21 protein-coding genes and 1 rRNA gene are annotated in these 21,330 nt (G+C 51.8%); 20 read left to right on the forward strand and 2 right to left on the reverse strand.

Annotated elements, in window-relative coordinates; translation table 11 throughout:
- Nucleotides 1-73: 73 nt before the first annotated feature.
- The 13 genes from msrP to OGV79_RS07650 all read left to right on the forward strand — a co-directional run bounded on the left by msrP (nt 74) and on the right by OGV79_RS07650 (nt 10,634).
- Nucleotides 74-1,075, forward strand: a complete 1,002-nt coding sequence (msrP, locus tag OGV79_RS07590; protein ID WP_024130995.1) for a protein-methionine-sulfoxide reductase catalytic subunit MsrP — start codon at nt 74-76, stop codon at nt 1,073-1,075.
- Nucleotides 1,076-1,696: a protein-methionine-sulfoxide reductase heme-binding subunit MsrQ gene (gene msrQ, locus OGV79_RS07595; protein ID WP_286468206.1), complete on the forward strand. Its 621-nt coding sequence runs from the start codon at nt 1,076-1,078 to the stop codon at nt 1,694-1,696.
- A 235-nt stretch (nt 1,697-1,931) separates the two neighbouring features.
- A complete protein-coding gene (aroQ, locus tag OGV79_RS07600) occupies nt 1,932-2,384 on the forward strand; it encodes a type II 3-dehydroquinate dehydratase (protein ID WP_012135390.1) in 453 nt (150 codons plus the stop codon).
- 22 nt (nt 2,385-2,406) lie between these two features.
- On the forward strand, nt 2,407-2,877 hold the full coding sequence (accB, locus tag OGV79_RS07605) for an acetyl-CoA carboxylase biotin carboxyl carrier protein (protein ID WP_012135391.1): 471 nt from the start codon (nt 2,407-2,409) through the stop codon (nt 2,875-2,877).
- A gap of 10 nt (nt 2,878-2,887) precedes the next feature.
- A complete protein-coding gene (gene accC / locus OGV79_RS07610) occupies nt 2,888-4,237 on the forward strand; it encodes an acetyl-CoA carboxylase biotin carboxylase subunit (protein ID WP_012135392.1) in 1,350 nt (449 codons plus the stop codon).
- Between the two features lie 106 nt (nt 4,238-4,343).
- Nucleotides 4,344-4,586, forward strand: a complete 243-nt coding sequence (locus OGV79_RS07615; protein ID WP_012135393.1) for a YhdT family protein — start codon at nt 4,344-4,346, stop codon at nt 4,584-4,586.
- Complete coding sequence (gene panF / locus OGV79_RS07620; protein WP_024130996.1) at nt 4,576-6,027, forward strand: sodium/pantothenate symporter; 1,452 nt, start codon at nt 4,576-4,578, stop codon at nt 6,025-6,027. Before OGV79_RS07615 ends, panF begins: the two co-directional genes overlap by 11 nt.
- Before the next feature lie 11 nt (nt 6,028-6,038).
- Complete coding sequence (prmA, locus tag OGV79_RS07625) at nt 6,039-6,920, forward strand: 50S ribosomal protein L11 methyltransferase (protein WP_047460904.1); 882 nt, start codon at nt 6,039-6,041, stop codon at nt 6,918-6,920.
- A gap of 141 nt (nt 6,921-7,061) precedes the next feature.
- Nucleotides 7,062-7,838, forward strand: a complete 777-nt coding sequence (locus tag OGV79_RS07630; protein WP_286468207.1) for a carbonic anhydrase — start codon at nt 7,062-7,064, stop codon at nt 7,836-7,838.
- Nucleotides 7,839-8,130: 292 nt separating this feature from the next.
- Nucleotides 8,131-9,096, forward strand: a complete 966-nt coding sequence (gene dusB, locus OGV79_RS07635; RefSeq protein WP_047460900.1) for a tRNA dihydrouridine synthase DusB — start codon at nt 8,131-8,133, stop codon at nt 9,094-9,096.
- Between the two features lie 23 nt (nt 9,097-9,119).
- Nucleotides 9,120-9,416 (forward strand): DNA-binding transcriptional regulator Fis, encoded by a 297-nt coding sequence (gene fis / locus OGV79_RS07640; RefSeq protein WP_000462905.1) that lies wholly within the window; start codon nt 9,120-9,122, stop codon nt 9,414-9,416.
- A gap of 86 nt (nt 9,417-9,502) precedes the next feature.
- Complete coding sequence (gene yhdJ, locus OGV79_RS07645; protein WP_104868121.1) at nt 9,503-10,387, forward strand: adenine-specific DNA-methyltransferase; 885 nt, start codon at nt 9,503-9,505, stop codon at nt 10,385-10,387.
- Between the two features lie 82 nt (nt 10,388-10,469).
- Nucleotides 10,470-10,634, forward strand: a complete 165-nt coding sequence (locus OGV79_RS07650; RefSeq protein WP_047460895.1) for a DUF2556 family protein — start codon at nt 10,470-10,472, stop codon at nt 10,632-10,634.
- A 52-nt stretch (nt 10,635-10,686) separates the two neighbouring features.
- On the opposite strand, the gene envR is transcribed toward OGV79_RS07650, so the two are convergent.
- Nucleotides 10,687-11,349 (reverse strand): acrEF/envCD operon transcriptional regulator, encoded by a 663-nt coding sequence (gene envR, locus OGV79_RS07655; RefSeq protein ID WP_058668170.1) that lies wholly within the window; start codon nt 11,347-11,349, stop codon nt 10,687-10,689.
- A gap of 406 nt (nt 11,350-11,755) precedes the next feature.
- Here envR and OGV79_RS07660 point away from each other — a divergent pair, with 406 nt between their 5' ends.
- From OGV79_RS07660 to OGV79_RS07690, 7 genes are all read left to right on the forward strand, one after another.
- Nucleotides 11,756-12,913, forward strand: a complete 1,158-nt coding sequence (locus OGV79_RS07660) for an efflux RND transporter periplasmic adaptor subunit (protein WP_047460889.1) — start codon at nt 11,756-11,758, stop codon at nt 12,911-12,913.
- A gap of 11 nt (nt 12,914-12,924) precedes the next feature.
- Nucleotides 12,925-16,038, forward strand: a complete 3,114-nt coding sequence (locus tag OGV79_RS07665) for an efflux RND transporter permease subunit (RefSeq protein WP_012135402.1) — start codon at nt 12,925-12,927, stop codon at nt 16,036-16,038.
- A gap of 269 nt (nt 16,039-16,307) precedes the next feature.
- On the forward strand, nt 16,308-16,529 hold the full coding sequence (locus OGV79_RS07670) for a putative periplasmic lipoprotein (RefSeq protein ID WP_012135403.1): 222 nt from the start codon (nt 16,308-16,310) through the stop codon (nt 16,527-16,529).
- 433 nt (nt 16,530-16,962) lie between these two features.
- Nucleotides 16,963-17,988, forward strand: coding sequence for an amino acid ABC transporter substrate-binding protein (locus tag OGV79_RS07675; protein WP_012135405.1), 1,026 nt, complete (start codon nt 16,963-16,965; stop codon nt 17,986-17,988).
- Between the two features lie 69 nt (nt 17,989-18,057).
- Nucleotides 18,058-19,239: an amino acid ABC transporter permease gene (locus tag OGV79_RS07680; protein WP_115608772.1), complete on the forward strand. Its 1,182-nt coding sequence runs from the start codon at nt 18,058-18,060 to the stop codon at nt 19,237-19,239.
- A gap of 9 nt (nt 19,240-19,248) precedes the next feature.
- The gene (locus OGV79_RS07685) at nt 19,249-20,352 is read left to right on the forward strand and encodes an amino acid ABC transporter permease (RefSeq protein ID WP_049010076.1); all 1,104 of its coding nucleotides are present in this window, start codon (nt 19,249-19,251) and stop codon (nt 20,350-20,352) included.
- Between the two features lie 7 nt (nt 20,353-20,359).
- Nucleotides 20,360-21,118 carry an amino acid ABC transporter ATP-binding protein gene (locus tag OGV79_RS07690; protein ID WP_012135408.1) on the forward strand — a complete coding sequence of 253 codons (759 nt, stop codon included), beginning with the start codon at nt 20,360-20,362 and terminating at the stop codon, nt 21,116-21,118.
- A gap of 130 nt (nt 21,119-21,248) precedes the next feature.
- On the opposite strand, the gene rrf is transcribed toward OGV79_RS07690, so the two are convergent.
- Nucleotides 21,249-21,330: ribosomal RNA gene (rrf, locus tag OGV79_RS21695) — 5S ribosomal RNA — on the reverse strand; the annotation flags it as partial.

The following is a 21,330-nucleotide window of genomic DNA, read 5'->3' on the forward strand; positions in this document are numbered from 1 at the left end:
CAAATTTTCGTGACATATTCGCGTTAACGTTTCGCCTCCGTCATGCTTAAAAAAACGCATGACGGAGGATGCTATGAAAATGAAAAAACTGACGGAAGCCGACGTAACCGCGGAGTCCGTTTTTATGTTGCAGCGCCGCCAGGTACTGAAAGCTTTAGGCATCAGCGCGGCCGCCCTTTCTCTGCCCGCCACCGCCCAGGCCGACCTGCTGAGCTGGTTTAAAGGCAACGATCGTCCCCCTGCGCCTGCCGGTAAGCCGCTTGATTTCAGCAAACCCGCCGCCTGGCAAAACGACCTCCCGTTAACGCCGGAAAACAAAGTCACCGGCTATAATAATTTCTATGAATTCGGCCTCGATAAAGCAGACCCGGCCGCCAACGCGGGTAGCCTGAAAACCGATCCCTGGACGTTGAAAATTAGCGGCGAAGTGGCGAAACCCTTAACGCTCGATCACGATGCGCTCACGACGCGTTTCCCGCTGGAAGAGCGAATCTATCGTATGCGCTGCGTTGAAGCATGGTCGATGGTGGTTCCCTGGATTGGCTTCCCCTTACATAAACTGCTCGCACTGGTCGAACCCACCAGCAATGCCAACTATGTGGCGTTCGAAACGATCTACGCGCCCGACGATATGCCGGGACAAAAAGACCGCTTTATCGGCGGCGGGCTAAAATACCCTTACGTCGAAGGATTGCGTCTGGACGAGGCAATGCACCCGCTCACGCTGCTGACTGTCGGCGTCTATGGTAAAGCGCTGCCGCCGCAAAACGGCGCGCCCATCCGTCTGACAGTGCCGTGGAAATACGGGTTCAAGGGGATTAAGTCGATCGTCAGTATTAAACTGACCCGCGAACGCCCGCCGACCACCTGGAATCTGGCCGCGCCAAACGAATACGGATTTTACGCCAACGTGAATCCGCACGTTGATCATCCGCGCTGGTCACAGGCGACCGAGCGTTTTATTGGCGCGGGCGGCATTCTGGATGTACAAAGACAGCCGACGCTGCTGTTTAACGGCTATGCCAGTGAAGTGGCGTCTTTATATCGCGGTCTGGATCTGCGGGAGAATTTCTAAGTGCGTCTGACACAAAAACAGATCGTCTGGCTAAAAGTACTGCTGCATCTTGCCGGATTATTACCGTTTCTCTGGCTCGTCTGGGCGGTGAATCAGGAAGGGCTCAGCGCCGATCCGGTCAAAGATATTCAACACTTTACCGGTAGGACAGCGCTGAAATTTTTGCTCGCTACCTTGCTGGTTTCACCGCTGGCGCGCTACGCTAAACAGCCATTATTGATCCGCACCCGCCGCTTGTTAGGGTTATGGTGCTTCGCCTGGGCCACGCTGCATTTAACCAGCTATGCGCTACTTGAACTGGGCATAAATAATCTGGCGCTGCTGGGCCAGGAGTTAATCACTCGTCCTTATTTAACGTTGGGCATTATCAGTTGGTTCATTTTATTCGCCCTTACGTTGACCTCCACGCAGGCGGCGCAACGAAAACTGGGGAAACGCTGGCAACGTTTGCATAACTTCGTTTATCTTGTCGCGATTCTGGCTCCCATTCATTATCTGTGGTCGGTAAAAATTTTATCGCCGCAGCCAGTCATTTATGTCCTGCTGGCGCTGGTGCTTTTAGCCTGGCGCTACAAGACATTTCGCCAGTGGTGGCGGTCGTTTGCGGGCAAAATGCTGTAACGCCTCCGTTATGTGCGGTTTGTTGCAAAACCAGGACTCGCCTTGGGTCTTTACGTGTTAGCAGTTGATAATCTTCCCTGATAAGACCAGTATTTAGCTGCCAAATGCTACGAAATCGTTATAATGTGCGACCTTGGTTTCCCGGACAGGGTTTTTAAGCCGCTGAAAGGGTGACAATCGCGCATCAAAGGTATATTTTGTTTTTTACCGGAGAATCGCAGGAGATAGCTGCACGATGGCCGACAAATTACACATTTTGCTTTTAAACGGTCCGAACCTTAATATGCTCGGCACCCGTGAACCCGATAAGTACGGCACCCTGACATTAACGGAAATTGTTAACCGTTTGAATGCAGAGGCCGACGCGCTGAATGTGACGCTGGATCATTTGCAGTCTAACGCGGAGTACGCACTCATCGACCGTATTCATCAGGCTAAAGACACTGTGGACTATATCCTGATTAATCCGGCCGCGTTTACGCACACCAGTGTTGCGATTCGCGATGCGCTGCTCGCGGTGAGCATCCCGTTTATCGAGATTCACTTGAGCAACGTACATGCGCGGGAACCGTTTCGCCAGCATTCGTATCTTTCCGATATTGCGGCTGGCGTCATTTGCGGATTCGGCGCTGACGGTTACTCATACGCTTTACAGACGGCGGTAAAACGCCTGTCACAATCACACTAAACAAAGAGTACGGAACCCACTCATGGATATTCGTAAGATTAAAAAACTGATCGAGCTGGTTGAAGAATCAGGCATCTCCGAACTGGAAATTTCTGAAGGCGAAGAGTCTGTGCGCATCAGCCGCACCGCGCCAAACGCAGGTTTTCCAGTGATGCAACAAGCTTATGCTGCGCCAATGCAGCAGCCAGCTCTGTCTAACGCTGTCGCTCCGGCGGCTGTTCCAGCAATGGAAGCGCCTGCTGCATCAGCGGAAATCAGTGGTCACATCGTACGTTCCCCAATGGTTGGTACTTTCTACCGCACCCCGAGCCCGGATGCGAAAGCATTCGTCGAAGTCGGTCAGAAAGTTAACGCGGGCGATACCCTGTGCATCGTTGAAGCCATGAAAATGATGAACCAGATCGAAGCCGATAAATCCGGCGTGGTGAAAGCAATTCTGGTCGAAAGTGGTCAGCCGGTAGAATTTGACGAGCCGCTGGTCGTCATCGAATAACGAGGCGAACATGCTGGATAAAATTGTCATCGCCAACCGTGGCGAGATTGCACTGCGTATTCTTCGTGCCTGTAAAGAACTGGGTATCAAGACCGTGGCTGTGCACTCAAGCGCGGATCGCGATTTAAAACACGTATTGCTGGCGGATGAGACGGTCTGTATTGGCCCGGCTCCGTCCGTAAAAAGCTATCTGAACATCCCGGCTATCATCAGCGCCGCTGAAATCACCGGCGCGGTGGCAATCCATCCGGGTTACGGCTTCTTGTCTGAGAACGCCAACTTCGCTGAGCAGGTTGAACGCTCCGGCTTTATCTTCATTGGCCCGAAGGCCGACACCATCCGCCTGATGGGCGATAAAGTGTCCGCAATCAGCGCAATGAAGCAGGCTGGCGTTCCATGCGTACCGGGTTCTGACGGCCCGTTGGGCGACGATATGGATAAAAACCGCGCCATTGCAAAACGCATCGGCTACCCGGTTATTATCAAAGCGTCCGGCGGCGGTGGCGGTCGCGGCATGCGCGTTGTGCGCGGTGATGCCGAACTGGCGCAATCCATTTCCATGACCAAAGCGGAAGCGAAAGCAGCCTTCAGCAATGACATGGTGTACATGGAAAAATACCTGGAAAACCCACGCCACATCGAAATTCAGGTGTTGGCTGACGGTCAGGGTAACGCTATCTATCTGGCAGAACGTGACTGCTCCATGCAGCGTCGTCACCAGAAAGTGGTCGAAGAAGCGCCAGCGCCGGGCATTACCCCGGAACTGCGTCGTTACATCGGCGAGCGCTGCTCCAAAGCGTGTGTCGATATCGGCTATCGCGGAGCAGGTACGTTTGAGTTCCTGTTCGAAAACGGCGAGTTCTATTTCATCGAAATGAACACCCGTATTCAGGTAGAACACCCGGTTACTGAAATGATCACCGGCGTTGACCTGATCAAAGAACAGCTGCGTATCGCTGCGGGCCAGCCGCTGTCCATCAAGCAGGAAGAAGTTGTGGTGAAAGGCCATGCGGTAGAATGCCGTATCAACGCCGAAGACCCGAACACCTTCCTGCCAAGCCCGGGTAAAATCACGCGTTTCCACGCGCCGGGCGGCTTTGGCGTACGCTGGGAGTCCCATATCTACGCGGGTTACACCGTACCGCCGTACTATGACTCCATGATCGGCAAGCTGATCTGCTACGGTGAAAACCGTGACGTGGCGATTGCCCGTATGAAAAACGCATTGCAGGAACTGATCATTGATGGCATCAAAACCAACATTGACCTGCAAACCCGCATCATGAACGACGAGCACTTCCAGCACGGTGGCACCAACATCCACTATCTGGAGAAGAAACTCGGTCTTCAGGAAAAATAAGCGTGCGTTAATTGAAAAAGGCCGGTTTTCCGGCCTTTTGTTTTTTTCCCTCCGGTACATCCCATAAGGTACAATCCCCGCTTTCTTCATCCACAAGGGACAAAAAATGGACACGCGTTTTGTTCAGGCCAACAAAGAGGCGCGTTGGGCGCTGTGGCTGACCCTTCTGTATCTGGCTGCGTGGTTGGTGACTGCTTACTTACCAGGCGCGGCACCCGGCATAACAGGCCTTCCGCACTGGTTTGAAATGGCCTGCCTGCTGACGCCGCTTGTTTTCATTTTACTGTGCTGGGCTATGGTGAAATTTATCTATCGCGACATTCCTCTGGAGGACGATGATGCAGCCTGAAGTCATTCTGCCGCTTATCGCCTATCTGCTGGTGGTGTTTGGTCTGTCGGTCTATGCCATGCGAAAAAGGACGACGGGCACCTTCCTGAATGAGTATTTCCTCGGTAGCCGTTCGATGGGCGGAATTGTATTGGCGATGACGCTGACCGCCACCTACATCAGCGCCAGCTCATTTATCGGCGGCCCGGGCGCGGCCTATAAATACGGCCTGGGCTGGGTATTGCTGGCGATGATCCAGTTACCCGCCGTCTGGCTCTCGCTGGGTATTCTGGGTAAGAAGTTCGCTATTCTGGCGCGGCGCTACAACGCCGTCACCCTTAACGATATGCTGTTTGCCCGCTATCAAAGCCGTCTGCTGGTCTGGCTGGCAAGCCTCAGCCTGCTGGTGGCTTTCGTCGGGGCGATGACCGTACAGTTTATTGGCGGCGCGCGCCTGCTTGAGACCGCAGCGGGCATCCCCTACGAAACAGGGCTGTTAATCTTTGGCGTCAGCATCGCGTTGTATACCGCATTTGGCGGTTTTCGCGCCAGCGTGCTCAACGATACGATGCAGGGCATGGTCATGCTAATTGGCACCATCGTCCTGTTGGTCGGCGTGGTTCATGCGGCAGGAGGGCTCGGACACGCGGTCGAAACCCTGCAAACGATCGACCCGAAACTGGTGACGCCGCAGGGCGCGGATGACATTCTGTCACCGACCTTTATGACCTCATTCTGGGTGCTGGTGTGCTTTGGCGTGATCGGCCTGCCGCATACTGCCGTGCGTTGCATCTCCTATAAAGACAGTAAGGCGGTGCATCGCGGCATTATCATCGGCACGATTGTGGTGGCGATCCTGATGTTCGGTATGCACCTGGCGGGCGCGCTGGGACGGGCGGTGATTCCTGACCTGACCGTACCGGACCTGGTCATTCCAACGCTGATGGTTAAAGTTCTGCCGCCGATTGCCGCCGGCATCTTTCTCGCCGCGCCGATGGCGGCCATTATGTCGACAATCAATGCCCAGTTGCTGCAAAGTTCCGCTACGATCATTAAAGATCTCTATCTGAATATTCGCCCGGAGCAAATGCATAACGAAACTCGCCTGAAGCGGATGTCAGCCATCATCACGCTGCTGTTAGGCGCGTTGCTGCTGCTCGCGGCCTGGAAACCGCCGGAAATGATTATCTGGCTTAACCTGCTGGCTTTCGGCGGCCTGGAAGCGGTGTTCTTATGGCCGCTGGTGCTGGGCCTGTACTGGGAGCGTGCAAACGCGACAGGCGCGCTAAGCGCTATGATCATTGGCGGCGTGTTGTATGCCGTGCTCGCCACCTTTAACGTTCAGTACCTGGGCTTTCACCCCATCGTGCCCTCGCTACTGCTCAGTTTATTGGCTTTTCTGGCCGGAAACCGTTTTGGTTCATCTGCCCAGCAAGCCACCTTATTGACTACTGATAAATAAAGAGTTTTGCCATGCCGTGGATCCAACTGAAACTGAATACGACCGGTACGAACGCCGAAGAACTTAGCGATGCGCTGGTGGAAACCGGCGCGGTCTCTGTGACCTTCCAGGACACGCACGACACGCCGGTATTTGAGCCGCTGCCAGGTGAAACGCGTCTGTGGGGCGATACCGACGTTATCGGCCTGTTCGATGCCGAAACCGACATGAAAGAGGTGGTGGCAATCCTTGAGCATCATCCGCTGCTGGGCGCAGGTTTCGCGCATAAGATTGAGCAACTGGAAGATAAAGACTGGGAACGCGAATGGATGGACAACTTTCACCCGATGCGCTTTGGCGAGCGTCTGTGGATTTGCCCGAGCTGGCGCGATGTACCGGATGAGAACGCCGTCAACGTCATGCTGGACCCGGGTCTGGCCTTCGGTACCGGCACGCATCCCACCACATCCCTCTGCCTGCAATGGCTCGACGGGCTTGATCTGAACGGTAAGACGGTGATCGACTTTGGCTGCGGTTCCGGCATCCTGGCGATTGCCGCATTAAAACTGGGCGCAGCGAAAGCTATCGGGATCGATATCGATCCGCAGGCGATCCAGGCCAGCCGTGATAACGCAGAGCGCAACGGCGTATCTGAGCGTCTGGAGCTCTATCTCCCCAAAGACCAGCCAGAAGCCATGAAAGCCGATGTGGTGGTCGCTAACATCCTGGCTGGCCCATTACGTGAACTGGCCCCGTTAATCAGCGTACTGCCCGTTGAGGGCGGTTTACTGGGGCTTTCCGGCATCCTGGCCAGCCAGGCGGAAAGCGTATGCGAAGCCTATACCGAACTCTTTACGCTCGACCCGGTGGTAGAGAAAGAAGAGTGGTGCCGCATTACCGGTCGTAAAAAATAATCAGTCCTTTCCGGCGTGGTCATCTGGCCACGCCTTTTTCACACGGTTCGCTTTCCTCTCCTGCTCGTCACCGATACAATATTCTTTATAATTGATTGATTTACATAATGTTATTTTGTTTTCAATTCATCGGGTAAATGCATGAAGTTAATTTCTTTGACCACTGTCTTTCTGGCAATCTGTATGATGCCCGTTTCCGTTTCGGCAACTGACTGGAGCTATGAAGGCGACACCTCTCCCGCGCACTGGGGTGAAATCAATAAAGCATACAAACTGTGCCAGACCGGGATGAGCCAGTCCCCTGTTGATATTCTCACCACGAATGAAATCCAGCTCCCGCCGCTTAACGTACAGTACATCGATCGCGCCGACATGCTCCTGAACGTTAACCACACTCTTCAGGCAACAATGAACCCCTATTCTTCTGCTTTCGCTCAGATTGACGATCAGCCTTATGCTTTAGCAGAATTTCATTTTCATGCCCCAAGTGAAAATACCATCAATGGTAAACACTATGCGATGGAGCTGCACCTGACGCACAAAAACCAGGAAGGTGAGATTGCCGTCGTTGCCGTCATGTTTGATATCGGTGAGCCAAATGAGACAATTGAACGTTTATGGCAATCCATCCCGGCAACCCCGGGCGACAGCATACCGTTGCTTTCCCCCGTCGATATCAATCTGCTGTTGCCGGAAGACAGAACCTACTGGCGCTTTAGCGGTTCGTTAACGACGCCTCCCTGTAGCGAAGGCGTAACCTGGATTGTCCTGAAACAGCCTATGACGCTTTCTGCCGGTCAACTGGAAAAATTTCGCCATACGATACACCCTGCCAACAATCGCCCTGTCCAGCCTTTGAATGGCCGCGTCATTAACGAATGGTCGATACCGACGCTTCGCGATCCTGTCCTGAAATGAGGCGGCGATCACACTATGAAACGATAATCTGCTGGTTAAATCAGCAGATTATGTTGTCCAGCCGTCAGCCATAGAAGAAAAAATGAGAAGTTACGCAAAATTGTAAGCGTATAAAAATTCGGCCTCATTTTATAACGCAATGATTTATAAAGTTAATTAATTCTCATCGTTCATCTTAACTGCGATTCTTTGATCCACCTCAGAGGATTGGTCAAAGTTTGGCCTTTCATCTCGTGCAAAAAATGCGTAATATACGCCGCCTTGCAGTCACAGTATGGTCATTTCTTAACTCATGCGCATCGGACAATACCAGCTTAGAAATCGCCTGATCGCAGCGCCCATGGCTGGCATTACTGACAGACCTTTTCGGACGCTGTGCTATGAGATGGGAGCAGGATTGACGGTATCCGAGATGATGTCTTCTAACCCGCAGGTTTGGGAAAGCGACAAATCTCGTTTACGGATGGTGCACGTTGATGAGCCAGGCGTTCGCACGGTGCAAATCGCCGGTAGCGACCCTGTTGAGATGGCCGATGCCGCACGTATTAACGTGGAAAGCGGCGCCCAGATTATTGATATCAATATGGGGTGTCCGGCTAAAAAAGTGAATCGCAAGCTCGCAGGTTCAGCCCTCTTGCAGTACCCGGATTTAGTGAAGTCGATACTAACCGAGGTCGTGAGTGCAGTGGACGTTCCTGTCACCCTGAAGATTCGCACCGGCTGGGCCCCGGAACACCGTAACTGCGTAGAGATTGCCCAACTGGCTGAAGACTGTGGCATTCAGGCTCTGACCATTCATGGACGCACCCGCGCCTGTTTGTTCAATGGAGATGCTGAATACGACAGTATTCGGGCAGTTAAGCAGAAAGTTTCCATTCCGATTATCGCGAATGGCGACATTACTGACCCGCATAAAGCCAGAGCTGTGCTCAACTATACGGGGGCGGATGCCCTGATGATAGGCCGCGCAGCTCAGGGAAGACCCTGGATCTTTCGGGAAATCCAGCATTATCTGGACACTGGGGAGTTGCTACCCCCCCTGCCTTTGGCAGAGGTTAAGCGCTTGCTTTGCGCGCATGTTCGGGAACTGCATGACTTTTATGGCCAGGCAAAAGGGTACCGAATTGCACGTAAACACGTCTCCTGGTATCTCCAGGAGCACGCTCCAAATGACCAGTTTCGGCGCACATTCAACGCCATTGAGGATGCCAGCGAACAGCTGGAGGCGTTGGAGGCATACTTCGAAAATTTTGCGTAATGAAATAAAGAGCTGACAGAACTATGTTCGAACAACGCGTAAATTCTGACGTACTGACCGTTTCTACCGTTAACTCTCAGGATCAGGTGACTCAAAAGCCCCTGCGTGACTCGGTTAAACAGGCACTGAAGAACTATTTTGCTCAACTGAACGGTCAGGATGTTAATGACCTCTATGAGCTGGTACTGGCTGAAGTAGAACAGCCCCTGTTGGACATGGTGATGCAATACACCCGTGGTAACCAGACCCGTGCTGCCCTGATGATGGGCATCAACCGTGGTACGCTGCGTAAAAAATTGAAAAAATACGGCATGAACTAATTTCGATTAGCTAATTGCTTGTTTAAAAAGGCGCTACTCGGCATGGGGAAGCGCCTTTTTTATTCGCGTCAGACAGGAGTTTGTTCATGAATGTCGGATTTGAGCCGCAATATTTTGGCGATGAATCGAAGAAGATCATTCACGGTGATGCGCTTTCAGAATTGAAAAAACTGCCCCCGGAAAGTGCCGATTTAATTTTTGCCGACCCGCCCTACAACATCGGAAAAAATTTTGACGGTCTGGTGGAGTCCTGGGACGAAGAGACCTTTTTGGCCTGGCTGTTTGAATGCATTGATGAGTGCCATCGGGTGCTAAAAAAACACGGCACGATGTACATCATGAACAGCACAGAGAACATGCCCTATCTCGACCTCAAATGCAGGAAACTGTTCGATATCAAAAGCCGCATCATATGGTCGTACGACAGCTCAGGCGTGCAGGCCAAAAAGTATTTTGGCTCAATGTATGAACCCATCCTGATGATGGTAAAAGATGCGAAGAACTATACGTTTAATCGTGATGACATCCTGGTTGAAACCAAAACCGGCGCAAAAAGAGCGTTGATCGATTACCGCAAAAATCCGCCCCAGCCCTACAACACACAAAAAGTCCCCGGAAACGTCTGGGATTTTCCCCGCGTCCGTTACTTAATGGATGAGTATGAGAACCATCCCACGCAAAAACCCAGAGCGCTGTTGAGCCGGATCATCCTGGCCTCCTCAAACCCGGGCGACACGGTGTTAGATCCCTTCGCCGGAAGCTTCACGACGGGCGCCGTAGCCGTGGAAACCGGGCGAAAATTTGTCGGCATCGAAATCAACGATGAATACGTAAAAATGGGCATCAGAAGGCTGAACGTCACCTCTCACTATGCGGAAAACGAACTGGCAAAGGTGAAGAAGCGCAAGACAACAAACCTGTCCAAAAAGAGCCGTATGGCCGAAATGACGGATGCATCTCAGGTGAAGTAAAAGCATTGTAAGTCTGCTTTTCTGCCGCGTTGTTTCGTGTATATTCCTTGCACGCTTGGGCATGAATACACAGGATTTGGCAATGATTCGTAAGTATTGGTGGCTGGTTGTTTTCGCAGTCTCCGTTTTCCTTTTTGACGCATTACTCATGCAGTGGATCGAACTGATGACAACGGAATACGATAAATGCCGCAACATGAATTCGGTTAACCCGCTCAAACTCGTCAACTGCGCCGACCTTGAGTAGTACGCCAGCCAGTTCTATGCAAATTATGCCGACGCACAGTTGGGGATAACCGTTACGCTTCCACGACCGGGTTGTTATTCTGCGTTAATACCATCACATTGCCATTCGGAACTAACATTTTTAATACATTATCCACTAATTGTGGCGCCTGCTTATAGAGATCATAACTGGAAGGATTCATTAACCAGTTCTTTACGATCCCGCTAAAACTGCCATGAAGCACAATTAAATTGACTTCGACATCAAGACCGGTCGCAATCAGTCCTTTATTCATACATTGCTGTAATGCTTCACGCATTATCTGATAACTGAAGCCTATTTTTTCCCGAATATCCTGCTCTGATATCATATCATTATGAAATTCACATTTATGATATAAAATCTGCATTAATGCCTGTTGTCGGGGCACCTCAGCAATATATTGCAAAGCGGCAATCAGTTTTTCACGCAAATTCTGTAGCGGATTATCGCCCCCACACGTTGTTAACCTGTCCTGAATGAGATCGCGTAGCGGCGGTTGCTGACCCCATACCTCATTAAACAACTGCGTCTTGTTCTCAAAATGCCAATAGATAGCGCCCCGCGTAACATTCGCGGCGTCTGCAATGTCGTTTAGCGTGGTGCTGCCGACCCCGTGCAAGGCGAACTGTACGATCGCTGTTTCAATCAAGTGTTGTCGGGTTCTGAGGGCGTCCGCTTTTGTTTTCCTGGCCATAATGAAGTGTGTCTGAAACCGAAGGATGACAGTAAATACTGTTCAGGGATAACGCGCAAATGTATCACTTCATTTTTATTTAAACGAGATCCCTCGTGTATTATTACGCACAATACATCCAAATAAATAATAAATACAAATGAATCAAATAAAACTATTCACCAAAAGAATGTATATTTCTATTTGTGTTAATGAAAGACAGGGTTTTACTTTTCCACCGCATTATGAAACGACAGGATATTAATCTTTTTTTGCTTTTACGTGCCGTGCATGACGACCGGAAATAAGTATTGCTTACATCACGAGCTGATAATTTGTAGGATAGCCAACTGCTATTTTATTTGTGCGCGTTAACGCCTTACCGTTATCCGGTAAATAACGAGCTTCGGTTTTCTAAGGAACAGTAATGACGAAACATGCCAGGTTTGCACTCCTGCCCTCATTCATCATAATCTCCGCTGCGTTACTCGCCGGTTGTAACGATCAGGGAGATACGCAAGCTCACCCTGCTGAGCCGCAAGTCACCGTCCACGTAGTCGAATCTGCCCCCTTAGCGGTGACGACCGAACTACCGGGGCGCACGACGCCATTTCGTATTGCGGAAGTCCGGCCTCAGGTCAGCGGCATTGTACTGAAAAGGAATTTCACCGAAGGTAGCGATATCGAAGCAGGCCAGTCGCTTTATCAGATTGACCCGGCGACTTATCAGGCTGATTACGACAGCGCCAAAGGCGAGCTGGCAAAAAGCGAAGCTGCCGCCGCCATTGCACACTTAACGGTTAAACGCTACGTTCCGCTGGTTGGCACAAAATACATTAGCCAACAAGAGTACGACCAGGCCATCGCCGATGCTCGTCAGGCTGATGCCGCCGTTATCGCCGCAAAAGCCGCAGTAGAAAGCGCGCGCATCAACCTCGCCTACACCAAAGTGACTTCGCCGATCAGCGGCCGCATTGGTAAATCCAGTGTCACCGAAGGCGCGCTGGTAACCAATGGTCAGGCAACCGAACTGGCGACCGTGCAACAGCTTGATCCTATTTACGTTGATGTGACGCAGTCCAGCAGCGATTTTATGCGTCTCAGGCAGTCCGTCGAGCAGGGTAGCCTGCACAAAGACAACACCCGCAGCAACGTCGAGTTGGTAATGGAAAATGGTCAGGCGTACCCGCTGAAAGGCACGCTGCAATTTTCCGACGTTACGGTAGATGAAAGTACCGGTTCTATCACCCTTCGGGCTGTTTTCCCCAATCCTCAGCACACCCTGCTTCCCGGTATGTTTGTCCGCGCGCGAATTGATGAAGGCATTCAGCCCAATGCCATTCTCGTTCCACAGCAGGGCGTAACGCGTACGCCGCGTGGCGATGCGATGGTGATGATCGTCAATGATAAAGATCAGGTTGAAGCGCGCGACGTTATCGCTACTCAGGCGATCGGCGATAAATGGTTAATCAGCAAAGGGTTGCAACCGGGCGACAAAGTTATCGTCAGCGGCTTGCAGAAAGCCCGCCCGGGCGAACAGGTTAAAGCCACCACCGATGCCCCTGCGGCGAATGCAGCGCAATAAGGTAACCGGACATGGCAAACTTTTTTATTAATCGCCCGATTTTTGCCTGGGTTCTGGCCATCATTCTCATGATGGCTGGCGCCCTGGCGATCATGCAGCTGCCCGTTGCGCAGTACCCGACCATCGCGCCGCCCGCCGTTGCGATTTCCGCAACCTACCCGGGAGCGGACGCGCAAACGGTGCAGGATACCGTAACGCAGGTTATCGAACAGAATATGAACGGTATCGATAACCTGATGTATATGTCGTCCACCAGCGACTCGTCCGGTAGCGTAACTATTACGTTGACGTTCCAGTCCGGCACCGACCCGGATATCGCACAGGTTCAGGTACAAAATAAACTGCAACTGGCCATGCCTTTGTTGCCGCAGGAAGTACAGCAGCAAGGTATCAGCGTCGAGAAATCAAGCAGTAGCTTCCTTCTGGTGGCCGGTTTTGTTTCCGACAATAAGAACCTGACGCAGGATGATATTTCCGATTATGTGGCATCTAACGTTAAAGATACCATCAGCCGGACATCCGGCGTCGGCGACGTCCAACTGTTTGGCGCACAGTACGCGATGCGTATCTGGCTCGACAGCAATGCGTTAAACAAATACCAACTGACGCCGTTAGATGTTATTAACCAGCTGAAAACGCAGAACAACCAGATTGCCGCAGGCCAACTGGGCGGGACGCCTTCCATCCCGGGACAGCAGCTTAACGCCTCTATCATCGCGCAAACACGCCTGAAAACGCCTGAAGAGTTTGGCCGCATCACGCTGAAAGTGAATCAGGATGGTTCGATGGTCCATCTTAAAGATGTGGCCCGCATCGAACTGGGCGGCGAAAACTACAACATGGTGACGAAGATTAATGGCCAGGCGGCGACAGGTCTGGGTATTAAGCTGGCAACCGGCGCGAACGCGCTGGATACGGCAGCGGCCATTAAAGCAAAGCTTGCGGAACTACAACCGTTTTTCCCGCAAGGGTTGAAAGTGGTCTACCCGTATGACACCACGCCGTTTGTGAAAATATCGATTCATGAAGTGGTGAAAACGCTGTTTGAAGCAATCATCCTCGTTTTCCTGGTCATGTATCTTTTCCTGCAAAACATACGCGCGACGTTGATACCGACCATTGCGGTGCCGGTTGTACTGCTGGGTACATTCGCCATCCTGGCGGCGTTCGGTTTCTCTATTAATACGTTAACAATGTTCGGGATGGTGCTCGCCATCGGCTTGCTGGTCGATGATGCTATCGTCGTCGTGGAAAACGTCGAACGCGTGATGGTGGAAGAAAAGCTACCGCCCAAAGAAGCGACTCAGAAATCAATGTCGCAGATTCAGGGCGCGCTGGTGGGGATCGCGATGGTGCTTTCCGCCGTATTTGTGCCGATGGCCTTCTTTGGCGGCTCAACTGGCGCAATTTACCGCCAGTTCTCGCTGACTATCGTTTCTGCAATGGCGCTTTCTGTACTGGTTGCGCTCATCCTGACGCCTGCGCTTTGCGCCACGCTGCTTAAGCCTGCGTCTGCCGATCACCATGAAAAGAAAGGTGGCTTCTTCGGGTGGTTTAACACGCTGTTTGAGAAAAGCGTCGGGCATTACAGTAACAGCGTCAGCGGTATTTTGCGCAAGACCGGGCGTTATTTGCTGCTGTATGTCCTTATCGTCGGCGGCATGGCCATTTTGTTCCTGCGCTTACCCACCTCCTTCCTGCCGGAAGAAGATCAGGGCGTATTCATGACGATGGTGCAGTTACCTGCTGGCGCGACGCAGACACGTACGCAGCAAGTGCTGGATCAGATTCAGAACTACTATCTGAACCAGGAAAAAGCCAACGTTGAATCCGTCTTTACCGTGAATGGTTTTAGCTTTAGCGGACAGGGGCAGAACTCCGGTATCGTCTTTATTAGCCTGAAGCCCTGGGAAGAACGCCCCGGCGAAGAAAATGGCGTAGAAGCGATCGTTGCCCGCGCAACCAGGGCATTCAGCCAGATAAAGGATGGTCTTGTCTTCCCGTTCAACCTGCCCGCGATTATTGAGCTGGGTACGGCAACGGGGTTTGACTTTGAACTGATCGATCAGGCGAACCTGGGTCACACGGAGCTCACCAAAGCCCGGAACCAGTTGCTGGGTATGATAAAAGAGCATCCTGACCTGCTGGTTCGCGTACGCCCTAACGGACTGGAAGATACGCCACAGTTCAAGCTGGATGTCGATCAGGAAAAAGCACAGGCTCTGGGAGTCAGCCTGTCAGACATCAACCAGACGATTTCCACCGCGCTTGGCGGCACGTACGTGAATGATTTCATCGATCATGGACGAGTGAAGAAAGTCTATGTCCAGGCGGATGCGCCGTTCCGCATGTTGCCCGGTGACATCAACAATCTGTATGTCCGTAGCGCAAACGGTGAAATGGTTCCGTTCTCCACCTTCAGTTCGGCACGGTGGATTTACGGCTCACCACGTCTGGAACGCTACAACGGTATGCCTTCAATGGAGCTGTTGGGTGAAGCGGCGCCCGGCAGAAGTACCGGGGAAGCGATGGCATTAATGGAAAGCCTGGCGGCAAAATTACCGAACGGTATTGGTCATGACTGGACAGGCATGTCGTATCAGGAGCGCCTCTCCGGCAACCAGGCTCCGGCGTTGTATGCAATCTCACTGATTGTGGTCTTCCTTTGCCTGGCTGCATTGTATGAAAGCTGGTCCATTCCGTTCTCCGTTATGCTCGTCGTACCGCTCGGCGTGGTCGGCGCATTGCTGGCCGCCTCGCTTCGCGGACTGAATAACGACGTTTACTTCCAGGTTGGCCTGCTCACAACCATTGGTCTTTCTGCTAAAAACGCCATCCTGATTGTGGAGTTTGCCAAAGATCTGATGGAGAAAGAGGGACGAGGGTTGATTGAGGCAACGCTTGAAGCGTCGCGTATGCGTTTACGCCCAATCCTGATGACATCTCTGGCGTTCATCCTCGGCGTTATGCCGCTGGTTATCAGTCATGGCGCAGGCAGTGGCGCGCAAAATGCGGTGGGAACAGGGGTTATGGGAGGAATGCTGACGGCGACATTGCTGGCAATCTTCTTCGTTCCGGTCTTCTTTGTGGTCGTGAGACGTCGTTTTAACCGGCATCATGATTAACCACTAAAATTACGGCGCCTTCGGGCGCCTTTTTCCAAAATAATTATCCATTTATGTATTAAAAAGATAGTCATTTATTTTCCCTGCTATTTACCAGACATGCACCACTTAGCCATCCTTTTCTCCATTATTTTTACAATCCACATGAATTGAAATTATTCCACATGCGGGTGCTTTTTTAAGGCGTGATAAAATAGCGCCGGGTTCGCAGCTAGCGGAGCATTCGACTTTGCTGGATGTAGCGAAACGTTTATTTTTGAGGTAACACCATGAAAAGATTAATTCCTGTTGCATTGCTCACAACCTTGCTGGCGGGGTGTGCGCATGACTCTCCTTGCGTTCCGGTTTATGACGACCAGGGTCGTCTGGTTCATACCAATACCTGTATGAAGGGCACCACGCAGGATAACTGGGAAACAGCGGGGGCGATTGCCGGTGGCGCAGCCGCTGTCGCAGGCCTGACGCTGGGGATTGTTGCCCTGACGAAATAGGTTTTATTAAAAGCGCGGCAACCCGCGCTTTTAATATAAGACAAAGCTCTGGACAATCGATTTATTATTAATCATTAATTATAGATTTCTCTCACATATCTACTCTATAAGATTGGCGTTTTTCATTATTCTGTCTTAGTGAAACTGCATTTATCATACTTATCCTGCCGATATTAACGGGCGAAATCGTTATTCCGCACAGCGCCCGTAAATTTAAATATTTTGCTCCAAAATGTGGCTTACGTTTCATTTTCGCACCATTTCAGGGCGCTGCATTTATTTTTTCCTGTCTACACTCTGCATATTGCGTCGAGCATTCGTTCGCAAAACCTGGCACTACCTTTGCTTAAAAGAGTATGGCCAAAGCCACAGACAGGTAAAGACGTTCCAGAACGTCTCTCTATAACGATAATTTCTCCACACAGGATGCATTATGAAAAAGATGATGATAGCCAGCCTGGCTGCGGTCGGCGTGCTGCTTGCTGTTGCAAATCAAGCGCATGCTGGCGCAACACTGGATGCCGTAAAGAAAAAAGGATTCGTACAATGTGGGATCAGTGACGGCCTGCCTGGTTTTTCTTATGCAGATGCAAGCGGTAAATTCACGGGTATTGACGTCGATGTTTGTCGTGGCGTTGCCGCAGCCGTCTTTGGCGATGATACAAAAGTAAAATATACCCCACTCACTGCAAAGGAACGCTTCACCGCCTTGCAATCCGGCGAAGTCGATCTGTTATCCCGTAATACAACCTGGACCTCTTCACGCGACGCAGGTATGGGCATGTCATTCACTGGCGTGACGTATTACGACGGGATTGGTTTCCTGACGCATAACAAAGCGGGGTTAAAAAGCGCTAAAGAGTTGGACGGCGCCACTGTATGTATACAGGCTGGCACGGATACCGAACTGAACGTGGCCGATTATTTTAAAGCCAACAAAATGAAATACACCCCGGTCACTTTTGATCGCTCTGATGAGTCAGCCAAAGCGCTGGAATCGGGCCGCTGTGACACGCTGGCTTCTGACCAGTCTCAGTTATATGCCCTGCGAATCAAGCTGAGCGACCCTGCCGAATGGATCGTCTTGCCTGAAGTCATCTCAAAAGAGCCTCTGGGGCCCGTTGTGCGCCGTGGTGATGATGAGTGGTTCTCTGTCGTCCGCTGGACGCTGTTCGCTATGCTGAATGCTGAAGAAATGGGGATTAACTCGCAGAACGTAGATGAGAAAGCGGCGAATCCGGCAACACCGGACATGGCGCATTTGTTGGGCAAAGAAGGGGATTACGGTAAGGATCTGAAACTGGATAACAAATGGGCCTACAACATCATTAAACAGGTTGGTAACTACGCGGAGATCTTTGAACGTAACGTGGGATCGGAAAGCCCGCTGAAGATCAAACGAGGCCAGAACAATCTCTGGAATAACGGCGGCATTCAGTACGCACCACCCGTACGCTAAGCCGTTGTGATGTAACGGGCGCCGCACCTGCGGCGCTCAGCCCAGAGTTATGGTTACCGAGGTTTTCTTATGTCCCATCGCCGCTCAACCGTGAAAGGAATGCTCTCCTTTTCTAACCCTGCGGTCCGCGCCTGGTTATTTCAAATACTCGCCGTTATTGCGGTTGTCAGTGTTGCGGTCTATTTAATTCATAATACGATTAACAATCTGAGCAGCCGGGGGATTACCTCAGGATTCGCGTTTCTCGATCGCAGCGCCGGGTTCGGTATTGTTCAGCACCTGATCGACTACGAGCAAGGGGATACATATGGCCGCGTCTTTCTGGTCGGCTTGCTCAATACCCTGCTGGTCTCCGCACTGTGTATTGTTTTTGCGTCATTTTTAGGTTTTTTCCTCGGCCTTGCACGCCTGTCGGATAACTGGTTATTGCGTAAGTTATCGACCATTTACATCGAAACCTTTCGCAATATTCCGCCATTGCTGCAAATCTTCTTCTGGTACTTTGCCGTCCTGCGTAATTTACCCGGGCCACGGCAGGCGGTCAGCGCGCTGGATTTGGTTTTTCTGAGTAATCGGGGACTCTATATTCCGGCACCACAGCTGGGTGAAGGCGTTATCGCTTTTTGTGTGGCAATCCTTCTGGCGATCGTCATCTCCACCGGGCTCTTTCGCTTCAATAAAACGTACCAGATTAAGACGGGGCAATTGCGCCGAACATGGCCTACGGCGTTGGCGCTCATCGTGCTATTGCCGGCTGTCGCTCAGTGGCTATTTGGCGCGGCGCTACACTGGGATGTGCCTGAGTTACGCGGGTTTAACTTCCGGGGAGGGATGGCATTAATTCCAGAACTGGCTGCGTTGACGCTGGCGCTTTCGGTATACACCTCGGCATTTATTGCTGAGATCATCCGTTCCGGTATCCAGGCGGTTCCCCACGGCCAGCATGAAGCCGCGCGTTCACTGGGCCTCCCTAATCCGGTAACGCTGCGTCAGGTCATCATTCCCCAGGCACTGCGCGTGATCATTCCTCCATTGACCAGCCAGTATCTGAATATCGTGAAGAACTCATCACTTGCCGCCGCTATCGGCTACCCGGATATGGTTTCCCTGTTTGCCGGAACGGTACTGAACCAGACGGGTCAGGCCATTGAAACCATCGCCATCACCATGTCGGTTTATCTGATCATCAGCCTCAGTATTTCCCTGCTGATGAATATTTATAACCGCCGTATCGCCCTGATTGAGCGCTAAGGAACCATGATGACAAAAGTTCTTCTGTCTCATCCCATGCGCCCGGCCAATAACGGCGCAGGTCGCATAATTTTGTGGGTACGTAAAAATCTCTTTTCCAGTTGGTCCAATAGCCTGCTAACCCTTTTTTGTCTGTGGCTCATGTGGATACTCATTCCCCCCTTGCTGAACTGGGCGTTTCTACAGGCTAACTGGGTGGGTTCGACGCGTGCTGATTGCACGAAGGCGGGTGCCTGCTGGGTATTTATCCACGAACGTTTTGGTCAGTTTATGTATGGGCTTTATCCACATGACCAACGCTGGCGCATCAACCTGGCATTACTTGTTGGTCTGGCCTCCATTGTGCCGATGTTCTGGAAAGCAATGCCCCGTCGCGGGCGCTACATCGCCGCATGGGCGGTTATCTATCCCATTGTTGTCTGGTGGCTGATGTATGGCGGTTTCTTCGGGCTGGAGCGGGTAGAAACGCGGCAATGGGGAGGATTAACACTCACGTTGATCATCGCTTCCGTCGGTATTGCGGGTGCCCTTCCTCTGGGAATTTTGCTGGCGCTGGGCCGTCGCTCTCATATGCCGATCGTTCGGATGCTCTCCGTTATCTTTATCGAGTTCTGGCGAGGCGTACCGTTAATCACCGTGCTGTTTATGTCTTCGGTCATGCTGCCGCTGTTTATGTCGGAAGGAACCAGTATCGACAAACTTATCCGGGCGCTGGTTGGGGTGATCCTTTTTCAGTCTGCCTACGTCGCGGAGGTCGTACGCGGAGGGTTACAGGCATTACCGAAAGGGCAGTATGAGGCCGCGGAATCTCTGGCGCTCGGGTACTGGAAAACCCAGGGACTGGTCATTCTACCCCAGGCGTTGAAGCTGGTGATTCCGGGTCTGGTGAACACCATTATCGCCCTGTTTAAAGATACCAGCCTGGTGATCATTATCGGTTTATTTGACCTTTTCAGTAGCGTTCAGCAGGCGACTGTTGACCCTGCATGGCTGGGGATGTCGACCGAAGGGTATGTTTTTGCCGCACTGATTTACTGGATTTTCTGCTTCAGCATGTCGCGTTACAGCCAGCATCTGGAGAAACGTTTTAACACCGGGCGTACGCCGCACTGAGGATTTTATGAGCCAATTATTAATTCAACCTGCCGACGCGATGATCACGCTGGAAAACGTCAATAAATGGTACGGTCAGTTTCATGTTCTGAAAGACATTAATCTGAACGTGAAACAGGGGGAGCGTATCGTGCTGTGTGGCCCTTCCGGCTCGGGTAAATCCACGACCATTCGCTGTATTAATCATCTGGAGGAACATCAACAAGGGCGTATTGTGGTAGACGGTATTGAACTCAATGAAGACATTCGCAATATCGAGCGGGTAAGACAGGAAGTCGGTATGGTGTTCCAGCACTTCAACCTCTTCCCACATCTGACGGTACTGCAAAACTGTACTCTGGCGCCGATTTGGGTGCGGAAGATGCCAAAGAAAGAAGCTGAAGCACTGGCGATGCATTACCTGGAACGTGTGCGCATCGCTGAGCACGCCCATAAGTTTCCAGGGCAGATTTCCGGCGGGCAACAGCAGCGCGTGGCTATTGCACGTTCGCTATGCATGAAGCCCAAAATTATGCTGTTTGATGAGCCGACTTCCGCGCTGGATCCTGAGATGGTGAAAGAGGTGCTGGATACCATGATTGGTCTGGCACAGTCCGGGATGACAATGCTTTGCGTCACCCACGAAATGGGCTTTGCCCGAACGGTAGCAGACAGGGTGATCTTTATGGATCGCGGTGAAATTGTTGAGCAGGCGCCACCGGAAGAGTTTTTTGCCCATCCTAAATCAGAGCGTACCCGGGCGTTCTTGTCGCAAGTCATTCACTAACTGCCCGGTGGCGCTGCGCTTATCTGGTGGAACGTGAGCCGGATAAGGCACAGCCGCCATCCAGCAGTTCTCAGGGCGCGTAAACGCAAAAAGGCCCGGTCTTTCGACCGGGCCCTTCGCTTGATTTGATGTCTGGCAGTTCCCTACTCTCGCATGGGGAGACCCCACACTACCATCGGCGCTACGGCGTTTCACTTCTGAGTTCGGCATGG

It is taken from the genome of Citrobacter sp. CK185 (genome assembly GCF_030333565.1).
Taxonomy (GTDB): Bacteria; Pseudomonadota; Gammaproteobacteria; order Enterobacterales; family Enterobacteriaceae; genus Citrobacter_B; species Citrobacter_B koseri.